The following is an 18,790-nucleotide window of genomic DNA, read 5'->3' as shown; positions in this document are numbered from 1 at the left end:
CTCCCATCTTACGACCAGCACAGGTCGCTGACGACCCCGCCGTGGCCGATTGTCCCATTCGTAAAAAACGGATGGTGCAAATAAAGAGGCCGCCCGAAGGCGGCCCGCTGTTATCCGGCATCCAGTATCCGGCCTCTATCGACGCGGATCAGGCATCGCCCATCGCCAGCAGGGAGGCGTTGCCGCCCACTGCAGTGGTGTTGATGGTGCGGGTCTTCTCGGTAACGAAGCGGCTCAGGTAGTGGGGGCCACCCGCCTTGGGGCCGGTGCCGGAGAGCCCCTGGCCGCCGAACGGTTGCACCCCGACCATGGCACCGATCTGGTTACGGTTGATGTAGACGTTGCCCACGTTGATACGGCTCGCCAGCTCCTCGGCGTGAGATTCGTTGCGGCTGTGGATCCCCAGCGTCAGGCCATAGCCGGTGCCGTTGATGTCGCCGATCACCTTGTCCAGATCCCGGGTGGCATAGCGCACCACGTGCAGGATGGGGCCGAACTGCTCCTTGGTCAACTCGCGGATGGAGCCGATCTCCAGCGCGGTCGGCTGGACAAAGTGCCCTTCCATGGTCGCAGCTGGCATCGGCGCCTGGGCAATCAGGCGAGCTCGCGGGATCATGTAGGCGAGGTGGGCATCGAGACCGGATTTGGCATCGGCATCGATCACCGGGCCTACGTCGGTGTTGTGCTCGGCCGGGTTGCCCACTTTCAGCTCCTGCATGGCGCCGGTGAGGATCTCCAGCACCCGCTCGGCAATCTCCTCCTGCAGATAGAGCACCCGCAGGGCCGAGCAGCGTTGACCGGCGCTCTGGAATGCAGCGCTCACCACGTCGCGCACCACCTGCTCCGGCAGGGCGGTGGAGTCGACGATCATGGCGTTCTGACCGCCAGTTTCGGCGATGAGCGGCAGGATGGCGCCATCGCGCTGGGCCAGGGTCATGTTGATGAGCTTGGCGGTCTCGGTGGAGCCGGTGAAGCAGACACCGCCGATGCGCGGATCCGCTGTCAGCTTGGCACCCACGGTGGCGCCGTCACCGGGCAGCAGCTGTAGCACGTCGCCCGGAATACCAGCCTGATGGGCCAGAGTCACCGCCAGATGGGCGATAAGGCCGGTCTGCTCCGCCGGTTTGGCGATAACGGTGTTGCCGGTAGCCAGCGCAGCGGCGATTTGGCCGAGGAAAATCGCCAGCGGAAAGTTCCACGGGCTGATGCAGACAAACACCCCGCGCCCCTGCAGGAACAGCTCGTTCTGCTCGCCGGTGTAACCGGGCAGCAGGGTCGCCTGCCCCATCAGGCTGCGCGCCTGCACCGCGTAGTAGCGGCAGAAATCGACCGCTTCACGCACCTCGTCGATGCCATCTTGCAGCAGCTTGCCAGCCTCGCGGGTACAGAGGGAGACAAACTGCTCGCGGTTCGCTTCCAGCAGATCCGCCAGCTTCTCCAGCGCCGCGGCCCGCTCGCTCACCGGGGTTTCGCGCCAGCGCGGGAAGGCTGCGTGGGCAGATGCCAAGGCCTGCTCCACCGCCTGCTCGTCGGCCCAGTGGATCTTGCCGACAGTCAGGCTCACATCCTGCGGGCTCAGCACGGTGCGTGCCTCGCTGCGCTTGAGGGTCTCGCCATCAACGATGGGGCCTGCCAGCCACTGCTTGCTCTCCAGCTCTTTCAAGCGGGCGAAGAAGGGGCGCTGGATGGAGAGGATGTTCATATTGACGCCGCTGGAATTCTTGCGGTCGGTGAAGAGGTTCACCGGCTGCGGAATCCGGTCGTTGGCAAAGCCGGAGTAGCGCTTGAGGGTCCGCAGCGGGTGCTCGGCCAGCGAGTCCACCGGGGTATTGGGATCCACCAGCTTGTGAACGAAGGAGGTGTTGGCCCCGTTTTCCAGCAGGCGGCGCACCAGATAGGGCAGCAGATCCTTGTGGGCGCCGACCGGCGCATAGATGCGGCAGTGCAAACCGGGATTGTCGTTCAGCACGGCGTTGTGCAGCTCCTCCCCCATGCCGTGCAGGCGCTGGAATTCAAACTGGCGATCACCGGCCATCTCCAGAATGCTGACCACGGTATTGGCGTTGTGGGTGGCGAACTGGGGAGCGATAAAGCCGCGGGTCGGCTCGCTTAGCAGGTAGCGGGCGCAGGCGAGATAGGAGATATCAGTGCCCGCCTTGCGGGTAAAGAGCGGATAGCCGGGCAGGCCCGCCTGCTGGGCATATTTCAGTTCGCTGTCCCAATAGGCGCCTTTTACCAAGCGAACCGGAATGAGGTCACCCTGCTCGCGGGCCAGCGCGGTGAGCCAGCAGAGTAGCGGCAGCGCGCGTTTGGAGTAGGCCTGCACCACCATGCCGAGCTTGCCCCAGCCACGGTTGGCATCGGAGCGGTAGAGCTGCTCGAACAAGTCCAGCGATAGCTCGAGGCGGTCCATCTCCTCGGCATCGATGCTGATGGCCACATCCTTGTCGCGGGCCAGCCGTACCAGTCCCACCAGCCGCTCGCACATCTCGCCAAGCACCCGTTCGCGGTTGGCCACGTCATAGCGCGGATGGAGTGCCGAGAGCTTGATGGAGATGGAGGGGGCAGGGCCGCCGTCGCTGATCCGCTCGTTGCCCACCGCCTCGATGGCGTTGCGGTAATCGGTCAGATACTTGTCGGCATCCTGCATGGTCAGCGCAGATTCACCCAGCATGTCGTAGGTGTGGGTGTAGCCCAGCTCGCGGGATTTGCGGCTCGCCTTGAGCGCCTCTTTCATGTCGCGCCCCAGCACGAACTGCTTGCCCATGATCTTCATGGCGGCATACATGGCGGATCGCACCACCGGCTCCCCCAACTTGTTGACCATACGCCCCAGCAGGTTGGCCGGGTTGCCGTCGAGCTTTTTGTCGAGCTTGATAATCTTGCCGGTCAGCATCAGCCCCCAGGTAGAGGCGTTGACCAGAGTAGAGTCGCTCTTGCGGAAATGGGATGACCAGTTGGCGCCGGAGAGCTTGTCCTTGATCAGGGCATCGGCGGTCTCGGCATCGGGAATGCGCAGCAGCGCCTCGGCCAGACACATCAGGATGATCCCCTCCTGGGTATCCAGACTGTACTCCTGCAGGAAGGCGTCGATACCGTCACCGGAGCCGCTCTCCTTGCGCACCTTGGTCACCAGAGTACGGGCACGCTGGGTCACCTGCTCCAGCGAGGCGCCATCCCCCGGCAACATGGCCGACAGTTCGGCCAGATAGGCATTTTCATCCACCACATAGTTCTGGGTGATGGCTTCGCGCAGGGCGGCCAGATCAGAGGGGATATAGTCAGCGGCAAGCACTTGAGTAGCTTTGAACATATGGGGTCTTCCTGTACGCCCTAGGGCTGATATCGACAAAGGCGGACGCGCCGCCGAAACGCCGATAATGTATACAATGTTGCACCCTATATGAAATGAATTTGTTGCCACTATTTAACAAAGATCGCTCATTTCCCCCATGAATTCCCTTTTGAAGCTAATACGCCAGCAAGCGTGAGGGTCATCTGACTTCATTTTGTATACGATCTGCCGCCGCTCTATCGCAAAGCAGCCACGCATTCCGCCCAATACGCCCCAAAAAAAGAAGGGCCGCCACGGCGACCCTTCTCAGCAATTCATTCAGCCAGATGCTGTCAGTTCATCCAGCGATCGCCACGGCTGCGACGACGGGGCAGCATCGGCAGCAGGATGCCAAGCAGGATCCCCGCCCCCACCATGGCGCCACCACGGATAAACCAGTCCATCTGCATGTCATGCTCCTGGTTGTCGTAGCTTTGGGTCAGGGCATCATTCTGCTCTTTGAGATTGCTCATCTCTTCACCCTGACTGACCAGCTGAGCCTTGAGAGCAGCGATCTCCTTGCTCTGGGCAGCGATCTGGCCATCCTTCTCGGTGAAGCGTTTCTCGTTGTCACCGTTAAGGTTCTGCAGGCGATCTTTAAGCTCATCGCGCTCTTTTTCCACCTGGGGAAGACGCTCGCGCAGGCTGATCTGGCTCTGCAGTTCGCTGTTTTTGATCCACCCCTCGCGGCCACGACCGTCCACCACCTGGGTGAAACCGGCCTCACTGTTCACCGCCTTTACCTCCAGCGGTTCACCAGCCTTGACGCTGCCAAGGATCCGGTACTGGGTACCCGGGCCATTGTGGATATAGGTAAAGATGTTGTCTGAAACATAACGGGTATCGGCCAGTGCCTGTTGGGCACACAAGCAGATCAAAATCCCGAGAAGGGCGCGCATGGTCGATCGGTTCTCTTTTTCAGGTTTGGACAAGAGGTTGAATGTTAAGCCGCCAGCAGGTTAAAGGACAAGCAAAGAAAAAGCACCTCCCCCGGGATAATACGCGCAGAGTTGCGAGTCACCTCGCAACTTGCCCGTCCGCGGCCTCACTTGTTTTTCAGCTCCTGCACCTCGCTGCGCAGGGCGCGGATCTCCCGCAGCAGCTCCTCTTGCTGGTTGTTGTAGTGATGACGCCACTTGTCGGTCTCGCCATCCCCCTTGTTGGGCTGCAAAAACAGGCTGGCCATAAAACCGCTGATGGCACCGAACAGACCGACCCCGAACAGGATCAGCAGGCTGGCGACAAACCGCCCCTCCTCGGTCTTGGGCACCAGATCCCCGTAACCCACTGTCGAGAGGGTCACCAGCGTCCACCAGAACGCGTCATAGGGTGTCTCAATCTGGCTGCCGGGCTGGCCTGACTCAATCCAGTACATGACGCCGGAACCCACCCCCAGCAGCAGGAAGAACAGAAACAGGATGCCGGAGAGGGTGGTCTCATTGCGCTCGCGACGGAACATGGCCCAGAGATCCGGGTGCTCCTTGAACAGCTGATAGACCCGCCACAGCTGGATCAACCGCGCCCAGCGCAGCTGTTCCGCCATCGGCAGGCTACCCGGCAGATAGATCCAGTTGGCCTTGAAATAGGCCTTGCGATCAGAGGCCCGGATCCAGCCATAAGCAAAGTGCGCAAGGAAGAAGTAGCAAATCAGGCTATCGAGGTCATAGAAGAGCTGCAGGGTCTGTGGTGTCAGGCTCTCATGGCCCCACCAGCGGGCCGTCACCAGCACAACCGAGATAATCGACAGAAATGCCATCAGCAGATCCATCGCCCGCAGATGAGTTAAGTGATGTCGCATACATTTTCCAACTTTAAGCACAGTGCAAATTAATAAAAGAGAAGATAATGCCGATAGTCCTGAGGGCAAAGGAAAAAACGGCTTTTAAAAGGAGAATGACAATGCAGCTGAACCTGCTGGAGAAAAGAATGAGCAACATCCGGTTGGTACCCAAAGTGGTGCTGCTGATGGTGTTCAGTACCCTCCTGCTACTGACAAAACTCTGGTTTGACGCCAACAATCTGGAAGCGACCCTGCTCAGCGAAGGGCTCGATCCCGCCAAGGCGGATGCGATCTCCAATCGCCTGCTCTGGACCGGTCTGATGGAGACCGCCATCATGGGGCTGCTGTTCGTGATCCTGCTGCTCACCGGCTCCCGCCTGATGGTCAAGCAGGTGCACTATCTGGTGGGCCTGCTGGAACGCTTCGCCAAGCGGGACCTCAGCCACAAGGTACTGCTCAAGTCTCGTGACGAATTCGGTGACATCGCCAAGGCGGTCTCCCACTCGCAGGAGAACCTCAAAGAGGTATTTGGCAACCAGCGCGCCGCCTGCAAGGAGCTCAACGACATCGCCTCCCAGGTGACCCTTTGCATGGAAGAGGCCAACGAAGCGATCAACGAAGAGTTCACCCAGATCGAACAGCTGGCCAGCGCCATGAGCCAGATGGTCGGCGCCATTCGCGAAGTGGCCGCCCATGCGGATCAGGCCTCTCACGCCACCGCCGAAACCAGCCAGCTGGCGGAAGAGGGGAGCCGCTGCGTCGCCGACACCGTTAGCACCATCGATACCCTCTCCGGCAACATCCAGCGCTCCGCCACCGTGGTCAACGAGGTGGAGCAGGGGGTCGAGCGCATTGGCTCTGTGGTCGACACCATTCGCGGCATCTCGGAACAGACCAACCTGCTGGCACTTAACGCGGCAATCGAAGCGGCTCGCGCCGGTGAAGCGGGTCGTGGCTTTGCCGTGGTGGCCTCCGAAGTGCGCGAGCTGGCCAACCGGGCTCAGGCCGCCACCGTCGAGATCCAGAAGATGATCGAACAGCTGCAGGGCAATGCCCATCAGGCTGGCGAGCTGATGGCCCAAAGCGTACAGCAGGCCGACAAGGGGGTGGAACAGGTGACCCAGGCGGGCACCCAGCTCGCCACCATAGTGCAGCGGGTGCAGGGTGTCGCCGATATGAACCGCCACATCGCCGCCGCCTCCGAGCAGCAGAGCTCGGTCGCCGAAGAGATGCGCGGCAATCTGGAGCAGGTCAAGCAGATCGCCGAAGGCTCCGTCGTTGTGCTGCGCGAACTGCAAGAGGCCTCCGAACTGGTCGAGCAGCACAGCAAGGAGCTCGACAGCCAGATCCAGTCCTTCAAACTGGCGTGACCACAGCGAATAGACAGAAAGGCCCTGCGGGGCCTTTCTTCATATCCCCACCAGCAACCCATTTTCCTTGCCGGATCATGCTTCTCGCCCCTGCGCTGTGACGCGGGGGCTTGACAGTGCTAGATTGGCAACCACCATTTTGAACCGGCAGCGTTGTTAACCTCGTGTCGTTAACCCGCTGTCGTGAACCACAAGGACGGCAACCGTGGCCCAGCACTCTCCCTCTTTCTCCGCCTTCTCCCCCCTGCTGCAGGAGCTGGCCCAGCGCCAGTGGCAACGGCTGACTGAACTGGCCCCAGGCTATGGCAACCAGCCCGAGCCGGTGCGCCAGACCCTGCTGACCCTGCTTGGTCTCTCCGATTTTATCGCCGACTCCCTCTTCAAGCAGCCGGAGTTGCTGACCGAGCTGCTCGCCTCTGGGGATCTCGAACGGGTCGAGCGCTGGCCCGCCTACCAGAGTGACCTCACCGCCCTGCTCGCCGAGGTAAGCGATGAAGAGGCGCTCAAGCGCATCCTGCGCCAGTTCCGCCGCAGCCGCATGCTGGTGATCGCCTGGCGCGAGCTGCTGGGCCACGCCGAAGTAGAAGAGAGCTTTATCCATCTCACCAAGCTGGCGGATGCCCTCATCTGCTCCGCCCGCGACTGGCTCTACGCCAAACAGTGCGGCGAGCTGGGCACTCCGATGGACGGCAACGGCAACCCGCAGCCGCTGCTCATTCTCGGCATGGGCAAGCTCGGTGGCGGCGAGCTCAACTTCTCCTCGGATATCGACCTTATCTTCACCTTCCCCGAGAACGGCTACACGGTCGGCGGGCGGCGCGAGCTCGCCAACCAGCAGTTCTTTATCAAGCTGGGTCAGCGCATCATCAACGCCCTCCATCAGCCCACCCAGGATGGCCAGGTGTTCCGGGTTGATATGCGCTTACGTCCCTTTGGCGATGCGGGGCCGCTCGCCATCTCCTTTGCCGCCATGGAGGATTACTACCAGCATCACGGTCGCAACTGGGAACGCTACGCCATGGTCAAGGCACGGGTACTGGGCCCCCAGTGCGAACACTCAGTGGCGCTGGCCGAGATGCTGCGCCCCTTCGTATTTCGCCGCTATATCGACTTCGGCGTTATCGACGGCCTGCGCCAGATGAAGGCGATGATCGCCGCCGAGGTGCGCCGCAAGGGGCTGGAGGGCAACATCAAGCTGGGGGCTGGCGGTATTCGCGAGGTGGAGTTTATCGCCCAGGCGCTGCAGCTTATTCGTGGCGGGCGCGAACCGGCGCTGCGGGTGCGCCATCTGCCGGAGGCGCTGGCCGCCATCGCCCAATGTGGCGCCCTCGAATCCACCCATTGCGACCGCTTGCTGGCGGCCTATCGCTTCCTGCGCCGGGTCGAAAACATCTTGCAGGAGATCGGCGATCAGCAGACCCAGACCCTGCCCACCGAAGAGCGGGATCGCCAGCGGCTGATCGCCGCCCTCGGCTTTGCCGACTGGGGCGCCTTTATGGCTCATCTGGATGAGGAGATGGCCGCCGTCCATCAGGAGTTCGCCGCCGTGGTGGGAGAAGAGAAAGAGGCTCCCGCCCATCTGGAGCAGCTCTGGCTCGATCTGTGGCGCACCGAGCTCGACGCCGCCGAACTGGAAAAACTGCTGACCGCGCAGGGGGTAATCGAGCCCGCCCCGCTCTGCGCCGCCTTGCTGCGTTTCAAGGAGGAGTACAAGCGCCGTCAGGTGGGGCCGCAGGGGCGCATCGCGCTGGACTGGCTGATGCCGGAGCTGCTGCGGCTGGTGGTGGCCAGCGAGCAACCTGCCCGCCTGTTCGAGCGAGTGTGCGAGCTGCTGACCAGCATCTTCACCCGCAGCGCCTATCTGCAGCTGCTGGCGGAAAACCCGGGGGCCCTGCGCCAGCTGGTGCGGCTGTGCGACGCCAGCCATCTGGTGAGCGAGCAACTGGCCCGCTATCCCATTCTGCTCGATGAGCTGCTCGATCCCCAGCACCTCTACCACCCCACCCCGCTCGATCAGTACAAGCCCCAGCTGCGCCAGTTTCTGCTGCGCATCCCGGAGGAGGACGTGGAGCAACAGATGGAGGCGCTGCGCCAGTTCAAGCAGGTGCAGCTGCTGCGCATCGTCGCGGCCGACATCGCCGGCGCCCTGCCGCTGATGAAGGTGAGCGACCACCTAACCTGGCTGGCGGAGGCGATCACCGAGGAGGTGGTCAATCAAGCCTGGGCCCAGATGAGCGAGCGCTACGGGGTGCCGCCAGAGGTGGCAACCAGCGGCCAGCGCGGCTTTGCAGTGGTGGCCTATGGCAAGCTGGGCGGCATCGAGCTCGGCTACGGCTCGGATCTCGATCTGGTGTTTCTGCACGGCGGCGACCCCAACAGCTACACAGATGGCCGCAAGCCCATCGACAGCCGCCAGTTCTACCTGCGCTTGGCCCAGCGGATCCTGCACCTGTTCAGCACCCGTACCCCGTCCGGCATCCTCTACGAAATAGACATGCGGCTGCGTCCCTCCGGCGACTCCGGCCTGCTGGTCTCGTCGCTGTCGGCCTACGAGCAATACCAGCAAAACGAGGCATGGACCTGGGAACATCAGGCGCTGGTGCGGGCTCGCCCCATCTATGGCGATGACGCCATCGTTGCCGAATTTGCCCGTATCCGCCGCGATGTGCTGGCCAAGGAGCGGGAGCTGCCGACCCTGGCCCGCGAGGTGCGCGAGATGCGCCACAAGATGCGGGATCACCTGCTCAAGGCGGGTGCCGGCGAGTTCGATCTCAAACAGTCCCCCGGCGGCATGGTGGATATCGAGTTTATCGCCCAGTATCTGGTGCTGGCCCACGCCTGCGGCGAACCCGATGCCCTCACTCGCTGGTCCGATAACGTGCGCATCTTCGACGAGTGCGTCATGGCAGGGGTGCTGACGCTGGAGCAGGCGGAGGGGCTGAAGCAGGCCTATCTGGAGATCCGCAACCTCGGCCATCGCCTCAACCTCTCGGAGATCTCCCGCAAGGTGAGCGACGATCAGCTGCAAAACGAACGCAGCCATGTGCTCGCCGTCTGGCACAAGCTGCTGGGGGAGTAATTCCCGCCAGCGGCAATGAAAAAGGGCCCGCCTGAATTGCGTCAGGCGGGCCCAGCTCTTATCGGTAAAACAGCATTCTTACGGCTGCTCCTCAGCCGTGATCCATCACCGTCTCCACCAGCATCTGGTTGAAACGCTGATAGGCCTCTTCCTCAAGGAGCCCCGGATAGCTCAACAGCCTCAGCGCATGTCCTTGATAATCAGGATGATAGGGCGGGTGGACATGGGCATAGTCGTTGAGATAAAAACCCAGCCCCTGATAGAAGCGCAGACGGCGAATGGCAATCTCATCTTCTGGCGGATCGATCTCGAGAATGACGGTTTTGCCTGCCCGTTCGCAAAATTCGGCCAGCAGGCAGCTGCCGTAGTTGCGGCCGCGCAGCGCCGGATTGATGGCCAGATGCTCGATATAGATCTGCTCACCGCACGCCCACCAGAAGATGAAACCGAGCAGCAGGCCGTCCTGATAAAAGATTTGGCAGTGATAGCGAGGATCCCGCATCTTCTGTGGCTGATGATGTGACTGGCGCTGCTCGTAGCGGGGAAAACTCTCGCCATAGATCTGCCAGACCAGCGGCCACGCCGGATGGTTTACCTCTCTAATCACTTCACTCTCAATCATCAGAACTGCCTCTCGTTTATTTTGCAGAACGTTCATCTATACATGAAAAGTTCTGCCACATCATCCTCTGATGAAATAAAAGCCATAACGCCAGATTAGCGGGCGCCATCCGGTTGCGAGACAAACTGCTGCTGGCTGCCATCGGGCAGCAGCGCCAGCACGCTTTGAGCGGCCAGTTTGATCCCTGCCAGCTCGGAGGCCGGGCCGAAGTTGGCAATCAGTCGAGTGCCATCGGCAAACTCGCTCTGCTGCACCACGCCTCTTTTATCGAGCCAGCGAAAACCGGTGAGGGACTGGTTGTAGAGCCGCTCATGCAGCGGGCGGAAGAAGGCATCGAGCCCCTTGAGATAGGGAATGCGCACGCTGGCACTATCCAGACTGAGGTTGAGCAGCGGCGGCACGTTGTAGAGCTGCTGCAACAGCTCGGTTACCTGACGGCTCTCCCTGAATTTGAGGCTATCCATCGTCCAGTGATGGGTGGTCACTATGCTGTCGTGAAAGACGCTCTGGAACAGCGGCAACCGCAGCGCCGGATCGAAGTAGAGCCCCTGATACTCAGGTTTTAGGTGGCTCTGGCGAAAAAAGAACGCGGGCTGATAGTCGGGATACCAGGCTCCCAGATAGTAGGGAGAGCGCTTGTTGCGGCGCATATCGGGATCCTGCCAGCCAAAGCCGCTGGTCTGGGGGCCGTGGGCAAAGGCCGCAGTGCGGTTGGCAACCGCGCCGCCCTCCTCGGAGCCCACCAGCACCCCCTGACTCCTGGCAATCCACGCCATCCCGGCCATCCGGTTGTCCGCATCCTGCGCCTGACTGGTTGGCTTGGCCGGGTCGAAGTCGTCAAACACCATGCCGGTCGCCGCCACATCGAGGAACCAGCTGTTGTAGTGGCTCGCCTGCTGCAACCAGGGTACGCGCTGTTCCATCACCGGGCGCACGCAGGCCTGATTGGTGTAGACGCCGCTATTTTGAAAGCCGCTCTTGCGCCGTCCGTTCTCCTGCATGATGCCGCAGCGCAGGTAGATATCCTGCCCCATCTGGGCGGTGAGCCAGCTCTGTTGGCTATTCCCCTCCGGCAGCGCGGTATCGTAAGAGTCGTAAGGGGCGATGAGATAGCCCGCCGCTTTGGCAAGCGCTATCCCCTCTGGCGCAGCAAAACCGGCGGTCCACTGGGGCAGACCCAGCCAGAGTTTGGGTAGTCCAGACTGCTTGAGAGCAGTGATCATCTTGGCCGAACTGCCATCGCCCCAGCTCTGAGGCTCGTTGAGCGCCGCCCCCAGTTGCGTGGCCGCCAGCGTGCGCCTGGCAGCGAAATCGGCCGGTTGCTGACCCGGATGGCGCAGCACGAGCGCCTGCTCAACTCCGGCCAGCACCAGATTTTGCAGGTAGCGATTGCGCTCAAGATCGGGCGCTTTCAGCGCCGTTTTACTCTCCCCCTTGAGCCAGTCGGCGGGGATCAGGCGGCGCAGCGCGGGCCAACTCTTCACATCCTGTGGCACCAGCAGTCGCTCGCCCCAGAGGTAGAGGTGAGAGGCGCCGATCAGCCGCTTGCCATCCTTTACTGCCGCCAGCTTGCTCTCGAGCGAGACCAGCTCGCCCCGCTCCTGCAGCCAGCTACGGTAGGCCTTGGCCGCAGCCAACCAGTCGTTGCCCGGTTGCAGCGAGACCGCCACCTCATAGGGGGCGGCCAGATTGAGGCGGTTGACGCTGTGGGTCGCCGTCAGGGCAATACCATCTTGCTTGGGCGCAAAGGTGAGCCGGTTGTTGAAGGGGTTGGCAAAGAGGATCGCCAGCTGCTGATCGCCGTGATCCAGCCCGACCAGCGGCAGGGTGAGATTTTCGGTGGTGTTGATCCCCTGATACTCCTGCGCCAGCGCCTTGCGCCACGCAGTGTGCGTAGCCGGAATGCGAAATCCCTCGTGGATCGGCAGTATCAGCGCCTGCGCCCCTGCCGGTACCCGCGGCCACACCAGCTCGCCTGCACTCGCACGGCTCAGGGTGAGGATCAGACGGTTGCCATCAAGGCGAGCCAAGGCACGCACCTCGCCATCGGCACGAGTCAGCCAGCTGGCACGCTCCCCCTCCTGCTGCAAGGCCGTGACAGGCTGGCGCGGGCCGGGAGAGGAGATGGCAAGGTGCTGGCCCGATGGCAGCACAGCCTCGGCCGCCAGGGTGGCGGGATCCAGCTCGATGCGCCACTGATCGTTGGCCAGAGTCAGCGCTTCGGCAGGCAGGGAGAGCAGCGGCATCAACAGCAGCAGGTGGAGTCGGCTCGCCAGCACGGGGAAAGAAGTCATGGTCGGTGATTCCTGATAACACACGGGAATCGCCATTTCAGCAGATCGGCGGGCCTGGATTGTCAGGGCAATGTCAGGATTAAGCACAGATTGGCGGCGGAGGCTTCTCTCAGCCATGTCCCGTTTAATAGCCCCCACCATCCACCGGGCAATTGTTGCAAATAACATCAACAAAAAGTGACAGTCATTGCACCAGCGAAACAATCTTTGCCAGAAGCAGCGACCCAATCCCCCGGCATCACTCCACCGGCCCCGCCTGACTGTGACTTAGCTGCAACACCAGCTGACCGCGCTGGCTGGTCTGCACCAGCGAAAGGGTGCGCCAACTGTCGGGCGTAGCGGCAGGCCAGCCCACCTTGCCATCGAGAGGCAGACGGTTCCACCAGAGCAGGGAATATTGCGGGCGGGCCAGCACAGTCTGCTCAAGCCAGAGCGGCGTACAAGAAGCGGGATTGGCGGGGGGATTGGCTACCGCCTGCGGCGAGCGGGAGAGCCAGTCCAGATCCTGCACCGCAGGCAGCGGCAACGCTACCTGCCACTCCTTGCCCGCCACCGTCAGCCGTAGCTGATAGAGTCCGGCTGGTAAAGGCATCGGCAGATCGGCCCCCACGACCCTGACCCCCTTACTCCCTTCCGCCTCCCACTGGGCACCTGCCAACCGGTTGTGGCCAGCGGGATCGACAAGTTCAGCGGCGGTGATGGGCCCCTCTCCGGTCAACTGCACCCGATAGTCTCGCAACAGCGGCGCATCGCGCTGGATCAGCTCAAGGCGCAGCTCGCTCACCCCATCAGGCAGAGTGAGAGGGAAATCCTTGCCGCAGTGCTGGGCACTCAGCGCGGCCAGCATCCCCTGCCAGCGACGGCGCTCGGCATCATTTGTGAGGGCGGGCCATGCCTGCTGCAAAGATTGCCAGGCGTGCCGGTTATCTCCCTGCAACAGCGCCAACGTAGCCGGTTGCAGCGGGTCGGCGCGTTCGGTTGCCATCACGCAGCTTGCGTTTAGCAAGCCGACGCTTAGAGCCAACAGCAGCCCAGCCAGCGTTGCACGCTTCACGCTGTCACCTCCAGCCGGTAGCCGATGCCGCGCACCGTCTCGATGGCCAGTCCGGGTAGCTTCTGGCGCAGCTGCAGAATATGGGTATCAACGGTGCGGGTGGAGGGAAACGCCTGATAGCCCCATACCCGGTTGAGGATCTCCTCCCGGCTCAGCACCCGCCCCGCCATCCGCACCAGCAGGGTGAGCAGGGCAAACTCGGTGGGGGTAAAGCTCACCTCCGCATCCTGCCAGCTCGCCTGCATCCGGGCGGGGTGGAGCTGCAAGCCGCCCACCGCCTGAGTGCCATCCCCCAGCTGGCGCAGCTGAGCCCGGATCCGCGCCAGCAGCTCGTCGTGGGAGAAGGGCTTGGTCAGGTAGTCGCGCGCCCCCGCATCGAGCCCGGCCACCCGATCGCTCACCTCCACCCTTGCGGTGAGCACGATCACCGGCAGCGCCTTGCGCGACAGCCACTGGGGTAGCCAGTCGAGGGCATCCCCCTCCGGCATGGTGCGATCGAGCAGCACCAGATCCGCCGCCAGCCACTGCTGCTCCGCCGCAGCCAGAGTGTCGCACCAGAGGCAGCGATACCCCTCGCGGGTCAGATAGCGTTGCAGATTCTCCGCCAGCAATGCCTCGTCTTCGACAAGCAGGATGGTCTTCATGATTCGGGGTCGCTCCAGAGTTGGCAGGGCAGCGTCAGGGTAAAAGTAGTGGGCGGGCCGGATAGGGCGAGGCGCCCGCCCAAACGGCGCAGCAGATGGCGCACGATGGCAAGCCCCAGCCCCAGACCATCGGCACGGGCACCGCGGCGCAGCAGGGTAGCGAGCCGGTAACCCGGCAGCTCGCCGCCATCGCTGACCGCGAGGATCAAACGCCCCGCCTGCCAGCTGGCACAGATCCGAACCGGTGCACAGCCATGCTGGCTGGCGTTGCGCAGCAAATTGTCGAGGGCGAGATCGAGCCAGTAGAAGGGGAGCGCCAGAGTCATCTCCCGCTCAAGGCAGAAGGCGGCACCATGCCGCTCGCAAGCCAGGGTGAGCCACTCGGTGAGACTGACCGCCACCCGTTCATCCTCTAGAGCCTCTGCCGCCAGATAGTGGCGACTGGCCTGCGCCAGTTGATGCAGACGGGCGACACTGCCCAGCAGCTGACCCACGCTCTGCTGGGCGGAAGGGGGCAGCCGGTCGAAATCGTGGCGCAGCTCCTCGCTGATGCCGGAGAGCGCCATGATGGGAGTGCGCAGCTCGTGGGTCAGCATCTGCAATGCGACGCGCCGCTCCCGCAGCAGGCGCCAGCGCTGCCAGCTGGCCCACCCCAGCAACAGGATAAAGCCAAGCGTGCTGGCCAGCGCCAGCCACTGCCAATGCAGCGTGGGGCGAGTGTTGAAGCAAATCGCTCCGACTCGCTCTTCACAGGGGCCATTGACCCGGCTATCCAGCGTCACGCCAAGCCGATCGGCCAGCGGCTGCCACTGCCCGGCGCCATAACGGCGCCACTGCTGATCTGCGAGCAGCCAGAGCTGACCCGATTGCAGCAACCAGCGCTCACCCCGCAGCAGGGCGTCTAGGTTGTCATCATCAAGCTCGCCAAGCTGCCCCAACCGATCGCGCCGCTCCCGCACATGGAGCAGAGCGTCGAGCCCGGCCGCCGGATGACCTGCCAGCCAGCGGGCTGCGCTGGAACCGCCCAGCGGATAGACGGGGTGAGCGGCAAACCAGCGGGTCGAGGGCGCAGCCCCTTGGCCGCAAAGCGCCCGCAGCAGCGGCAGCCACTCGGCGGGCAAGTCATTCTCTGTCCCACACTCCTGCTGGTAGCGATAGATAGCCTGCAACTGGCGCAGCGGGTAGCGCTGCCAGGCGGGATAGAGGGAGTCGGGAACAATCAGGCGCCGGTCGAGCCGCTGCACCTCGTCAAGAGGCAGCGCCTGTTCGGGAGCCTGCCTGGCCAGCTCATCCGCCAGGCTATCAGCCAGCGGCCCGGCCAGCACGGGAGATGCCATGCCGTAGCAGATCAGGGAGCAGAGCAGCAGGATCAGGCGCATGGGTTCAACTCGAGAGGACTCCGGATCAAGGCGCAGCAGGTCACTGCGCCATAAAAAATGTCAGCGCCATTTTTCAATGGCGCTGACATCCGGTCAACCGCTAACGGCATTGGCGCGGCTCCCGCCAGCCCATATGAACCGTCATCTATTTGAACAGCCCCTTGAGCAGCTGGTCGGCCACCCCTTTGACGGCCTCGTTGTCGGCCTTGTCACCCAGCAGCTTCTTGAGGCCGCGTTCGGCCTCCTTGCGGGCCTTATCCTCCAGCAACTTGTTGTTGCTGAGCAATGCCTTCACGTCGAGCTGATAGCTGGGAGCTTGCCAGTGACCGCCGATCCGCACCGGAATGGTGATCTCCTTCAGCTCGTCCACATCCTTGCCTCCCTGCCCCTTGCTGCTCTCAACGATGGAGGTGAGGAACAGGAAGTCGAGGCTCTCCGGCACCAGCGCCGTCTGCCCCTCGCCCTTGACGCGCAAAGCGGGAGCAAAGAGCTGGATGTCGTTGCTGCGGGCGATGCCATCGGCAATCTGGAAGCTGGCGGTCAGGGCGCTGAAGTCGGTCTTGCGCGCCTCCTTCACCTGCTCGGCCCCCTTGCCGGTGAGGGTAGCCCGCGCCTCGCGGATCATCTCAGGCAGGTTGATACCGTGCAGGGCGCCGTCACTCAGCTTCAATGTCACCTTGCCCTGCATCCCGTTGCGCAGTGCCAGCGCGGAGAGACCACGGCCCTGTACCTGCACATCGAGATCGCCCTTGCCCTCCAGCAGATCACTCTGAGCCAGAGTCTGCAACAAGGGACGAATGTTCACCCCGGCCACCTGCTTGTGCACCTTGTAGGTAGCGGGTTGCTGGCGCGCGTCGAGTACCCCGTTCGCGTTTACCTGACCACCTGCTACGGTCGCGCTGAACTGTTTGAGCGTCAGCAGCCCTTTGGCCAGAGCCACCTGAAGATCGATAGCACCGAGATCCAGCCCTTTCAGACGCAGGCTGCCGAGTTGCAGCCGACCATCCAGATCCACCCCTTTGAGCGCGCCCAGATCCGGTTCAACCGTGGAGAGAGCTTCGCCCTTGCCAGTTGCCGCTTTATTGCCATTTGCAGCAGTGTTGGCAACACCGGTCGCCGGTTTGTCCTCTTTCGCCTGCGCTGGTGTGTTAGGTGCCGATTTGGCGAGCCATTTGTCGAGATCCAGCTTCTCCCCCTTGAGATCGAAGCTGATTGCGGGAACAGCGCCAAGCTGCACGGTTCCATCACCACTCAACAGTGCCTCATCGGCACTCATCACCAGCTTGTTCAGGGTAATCAACTGCTTGTCGAGCTCGGCACGGGCAAAGCCGGCCAGTTTCAGCTTCATCTGCGGGCGCGGCAGCGCACCACCTTCCAGCGCGGCTGTCAGCAGCACATCGGAGAGTTCGGCCAGCTTCATCTCTTTATCGAGCCGTCCCTTGAGCGTTCCTTCCAGCGAGCCAGCCAGTGAAGCTTGCTGCCCCTCTACCTTGGCTCCTTTCAGCGCCAACGTGAGGTTGCTCCACTCACCCAAGGCCAGTCGGTCTCCCTTGATGGAGAAACTGTCGAGTCGCAGGTACGGATCACTCAGGCTGCCACTGAGGCTCAGATCTTTCAGTTCACTGGCCATCACCTCCTGCGCCAGCTTGATCTGGGTCTGCCCTTTCACATCGAAAGCGAGCTTGTCGGCACTCCCCTTAGCGGCCAGCGTCACGGGTACCCACTGACCGGTGGCCAGCTGCCCCATATCGAGATCGAGTTGACCCAGTCGCAGCGACGTGCCGCGGCGATCATCCTGTACCAGCGCACTGGCCTGGGAGAGCGCGACACCCTGCAAGCTGATCTGCCAGGGCTTGCTATCAGCGGTTGGCGCAGGGGTTGCGGGGACGACCGGTTCGCTTGCATCAGCAGTGGCATCTTTGATCAGTCCGCTCAGATTGGAGCTGCCATCCGCCTTGGTCTGGATAAAGAGATGGGCGCCACTCAGCGTCACCTTGCCAATCTCCAGACGATGTGAGAGCAGCGGCAACAAGGCCACCGAGGCCTCGCCCTGTTCGAAACGAACCAGATCCGGCTCGGCAAAACCGGCCGGATTGCGCAGAGCGACCTTCTCCAGCGAGAGGCCGAGACTCGGCCAGAAACGCCAGTCAATCTCCCCCGCCATCACCAGTTCCCGGCCCGTGCTCTTGCGCACCTGTTCAGCCAGTTGGGGCTTGAATTGATTGGGGTCGATAAGGCTTATCAGCGTCACTATGGCCAGCAAGGCCGCCACGGCGATGCCGAGCAAGATGAGAACTATCTTCTTCACGATATGCTCCTTGAATCCGGATCCACTGCTGACTATACCACTCACCGTCTGACGAATGGCGTCTGCGGGACAAAAGCGGACAAGGATGAGACAGGGATGGTCGCTGCCAATCCCCATCGTCATCAGCAGGGATCAGGCTTGCAAAGGGGATTGCTGCAACCGCGCCATCGCGGTACGCGTCGACTCGAAAGCAAAGCGGGACAAGGGGATATCGCAGATCTTCAACCACTGACAGGCGGCCACATCATCAGCCGGCTGGATGACCGGTTTTTCGCTCAGCACGATGGCAAAGAAGGTGTCACAGGTGTGATAGGTGATGCCATCGTAGGGGTAGATATTGGGGAATGAACCGAGATAGGTAAAAGGTTGGGCGCTAACATCTAGCCCCAGCTCCTCCTGCAACTCACGCACCAGCGCCACCTCCAGCGACTCGCCGGGATCGACAAATCCTCCAGGCAGATCCAGCAACCCTTTGCCCGGATTGCCGGCCCTCACCGCAACCAGCACCTCATCCTGCCAGCAAAGCGCCACCATCACCGCCGTCGCCACATTCTGGAAAAAATGAAAACCGCAGCCACAGAGAAACTCTTTGGGGCTGACGCTCTGCAGGGTTTGACCGCCGCATTTTGGACAAAACATGGGCTATCTCCGACAAAATAAATCGTCATTTTACGCCGCTAACGCCGATTTTTATGAGTAAAACAGAAGGGAAGATAAAGAGTTCAGGGGAAATAGGGGGAAAACAGGTCAATTATAAGGCAGCCTGCTGATTTTCAGGCAATAAAAAACCCCGCTCGATGAGCGGGGTTTCTTGTATTGGGTGCCTGGCAATGTCCTACTCTCGCATGGCGAATGCCACACTACCATCGGCGCTACCGCGTTTCACTTCTGAGTTCGGCATGGGATCAGGTGGTTCCACGGCGCTA

Annotated in this window: 12 protein-coding genes and 1 rRNA gene; 2 read left to right on the top strand and 11 right to left on the bottom strand. The window is 62.1% G+C overall.

The window, feature by feature from the left end; translation table 11 throughout:
* Positions 1 to 148 precede the first annotated feature (148 nt).
* The 3 genes from putA to AB5Y82_RS10670 all read right to left on the bottom strand — a co-directional run bounded on the left by putA (position 149) and on the right by AB5Y82_RS10670 (position 5,132).
* Positions 149 to 3,313: a bifunctional proline dehydrogenase/L-glutamate gamma-semialdehyde dehydrogenase PutA gene (gene putA / locus AB5Y82_RS10680; protein ID WP_111901291.1), complete on the bottom strand. Its 3,165-nt coding sequence runs from the start codon at positions 3,311 to 3,313 to the stop codon at positions 149 to 151.
* 314 nt (positions 3,314 to 3,627) lie between these two features.
* Positions 3,628 to 4,233, bottom strand: coding sequence for a TIGR04211 family SH3 domain-containing protein (locus tag AB5Y82_RS10675; RefSeq protein ID WP_005335443.1), 606 nt, complete (start codon positions 4,231 to 4,233; stop codon positions 3,628 to 3,630).
* Positions 4,234 to 4,379: 146 nt separating this feature from the next.
* Complete coding sequence (locus tag AB5Y82_RS10670) at positions 4,380 to 5,132, bottom strand: potassium channel family protein (RefSeq protein ID WP_005354446.1); 753 nt, start codon at positions 5,130 to 5,132, stop codon at positions 4,380 to 4,382.
* Between the two features lie 101 nt (positions 5,133 to 5,233).
* Here AB5Y82_RS10670 and AB5Y82_RS10665 point away from each other — a divergent pair, with 101 nt between their 5' ends.
* Together AB5Y82_RS10665 and glnE are read left to right on the top strand one after the other, a co-directional pair.
* Positions 5,234 to 6,484, top strand: coding sequence for a methyl-accepting chemotaxis protein (locus AB5Y82_RS10665; protein ID WP_005362726.1), 1,251 nt, complete (start codon positions 5,234 to 5,236; stop codon positions 6,482 to 6,484).
* A gap of 205 nt (positions 6,485 to 6,689) precedes the next feature.
* Entirely contained in the window at positions 6,690 to 9,563 is a 2,874-nt protein-coding gene (gene glnE, locus AB5Y82_RS10660) for a bifunctional [glutamate--ammonia ligase]-adenylyl-L-tyrosine phosphorylase/[glutamate--ammonia-ligase] adenylyltransferase (RefSeq protein ID WP_111901290.1), read from the top strand.
* Between the two features lie 91 nt (positions 9,564 to 9,654).
* Here the strand turns inward: glnE and AB5Y82_RS10655 are convergent, their stop codons facing one another.
* The 8 genes from AB5Y82_RS10655 to rrf form a co-directional block, all read right to left on the bottom strand.
* Entirely contained in the window at positions 9,655 to 10,185 is a 531-nt protein-coding gene (locus AB5Y82_RS10655; RefSeq protein WP_368173944.1) for a GNAT family N-acetyltransferase, read from the bottom strand.
* Positions 10,186 to 10,280: 95 nt separating this feature from the next.
* Positions 10,281 to 12,479: a glycoside hydrolase gene (locus AB5Y82_RS10650; RefSeq protein ID WP_368173943.1), complete on the bottom strand. Its 2,199-nt coding sequence runs from the start codon at positions 12,477 to 12,479 to the stop codon at positions 10,281 to 10,283.
* Between the two features lie 238 nt (positions 12,480 to 12,717).
* Positions 12,718 to 13,533 (bottom strand): DUF2861 family protein, encoded by an 816-nt coding sequence (locus tag AB5Y82_RS10645; protein ID WP_368173942.1) that lies wholly within the window; start codon positions 13,531 to 13,533, stop codon positions 12,718 to 12,720.
* A complete protein-coding gene (locus AB5Y82_RS10640) occupies positions 13,530 to 14,177 on the bottom strand; it encodes a response regulator transcription factor (RefSeq protein WP_111901286.1) in 648 nt (215 codons plus the stop codon). Before AB5Y82_RS10640 ends, AB5Y82_RS10645 begins: the two co-directional genes overlap by 4 nt.
* Positions 14,174 to 15,556, bottom strand: coding sequence for a DUF3404 domain-containing protein (locus AB5Y82_RS10635; protein ID WP_111901285.1), 1,383 nt, complete (start codon positions 15,554 to 15,556; stop codon positions 14,174 to 14,176). The genes AB5Y82_RS10640 and AB5Y82_RS10635 overlap by 4 nt, the downstream gene beginning before the upstream one ends.
* A gap of 145 nt (positions 15,557 to 15,701) precedes the next feature.
* Positions 15,702 to 17,864 carry an AsmA family protein gene (locus AB5Y82_RS10630; RefSeq protein WP_111901284.1) on the bottom strand — a complete coding sequence of 721 codons (2,163 nt, stop codon included), beginning with the start codon at positions 17,862 to 17,864 and terminating at the stop codon, positions 15,702 to 15,704.
* A gap of 132 nt (positions 17,865 to 17,996) precedes the next feature.
* The gene (locus AB5Y82_RS10625; RefSeq protein ID WP_111901283.1) at positions 17,997 to 18,503 is read right to left on the bottom strand and encodes an NUDIX domain-containing protein; all 507 of its coding nucleotides are present in this window, start codon (positions 18,501 to 18,503) and stop codon (positions 17,997 to 17,999) included.
* A 183-nt stretch (positions 18,504 to 18,686) separates the two neighbouring features.
* A 5S ribosomal RNA gene (gene rrf / locus AB5Y82_RS10620) occupies positions 18,687 to 18,790 on the bottom strand; the annotation flags it as partial.

Source organism: Aeromonas sp. s13, assembly GCF_040907905.1.
GTDB classification, from domain to species: domain Bacteria; phylum Pseudomonadota; class Gammaproteobacteria; order Enterobacterales; family Aeromonadaceae; genus Aeromonas; species Aeromonas veronii.
This window is presented reverse-complemented; position numbering and strand designations above follow the sequence as displayed.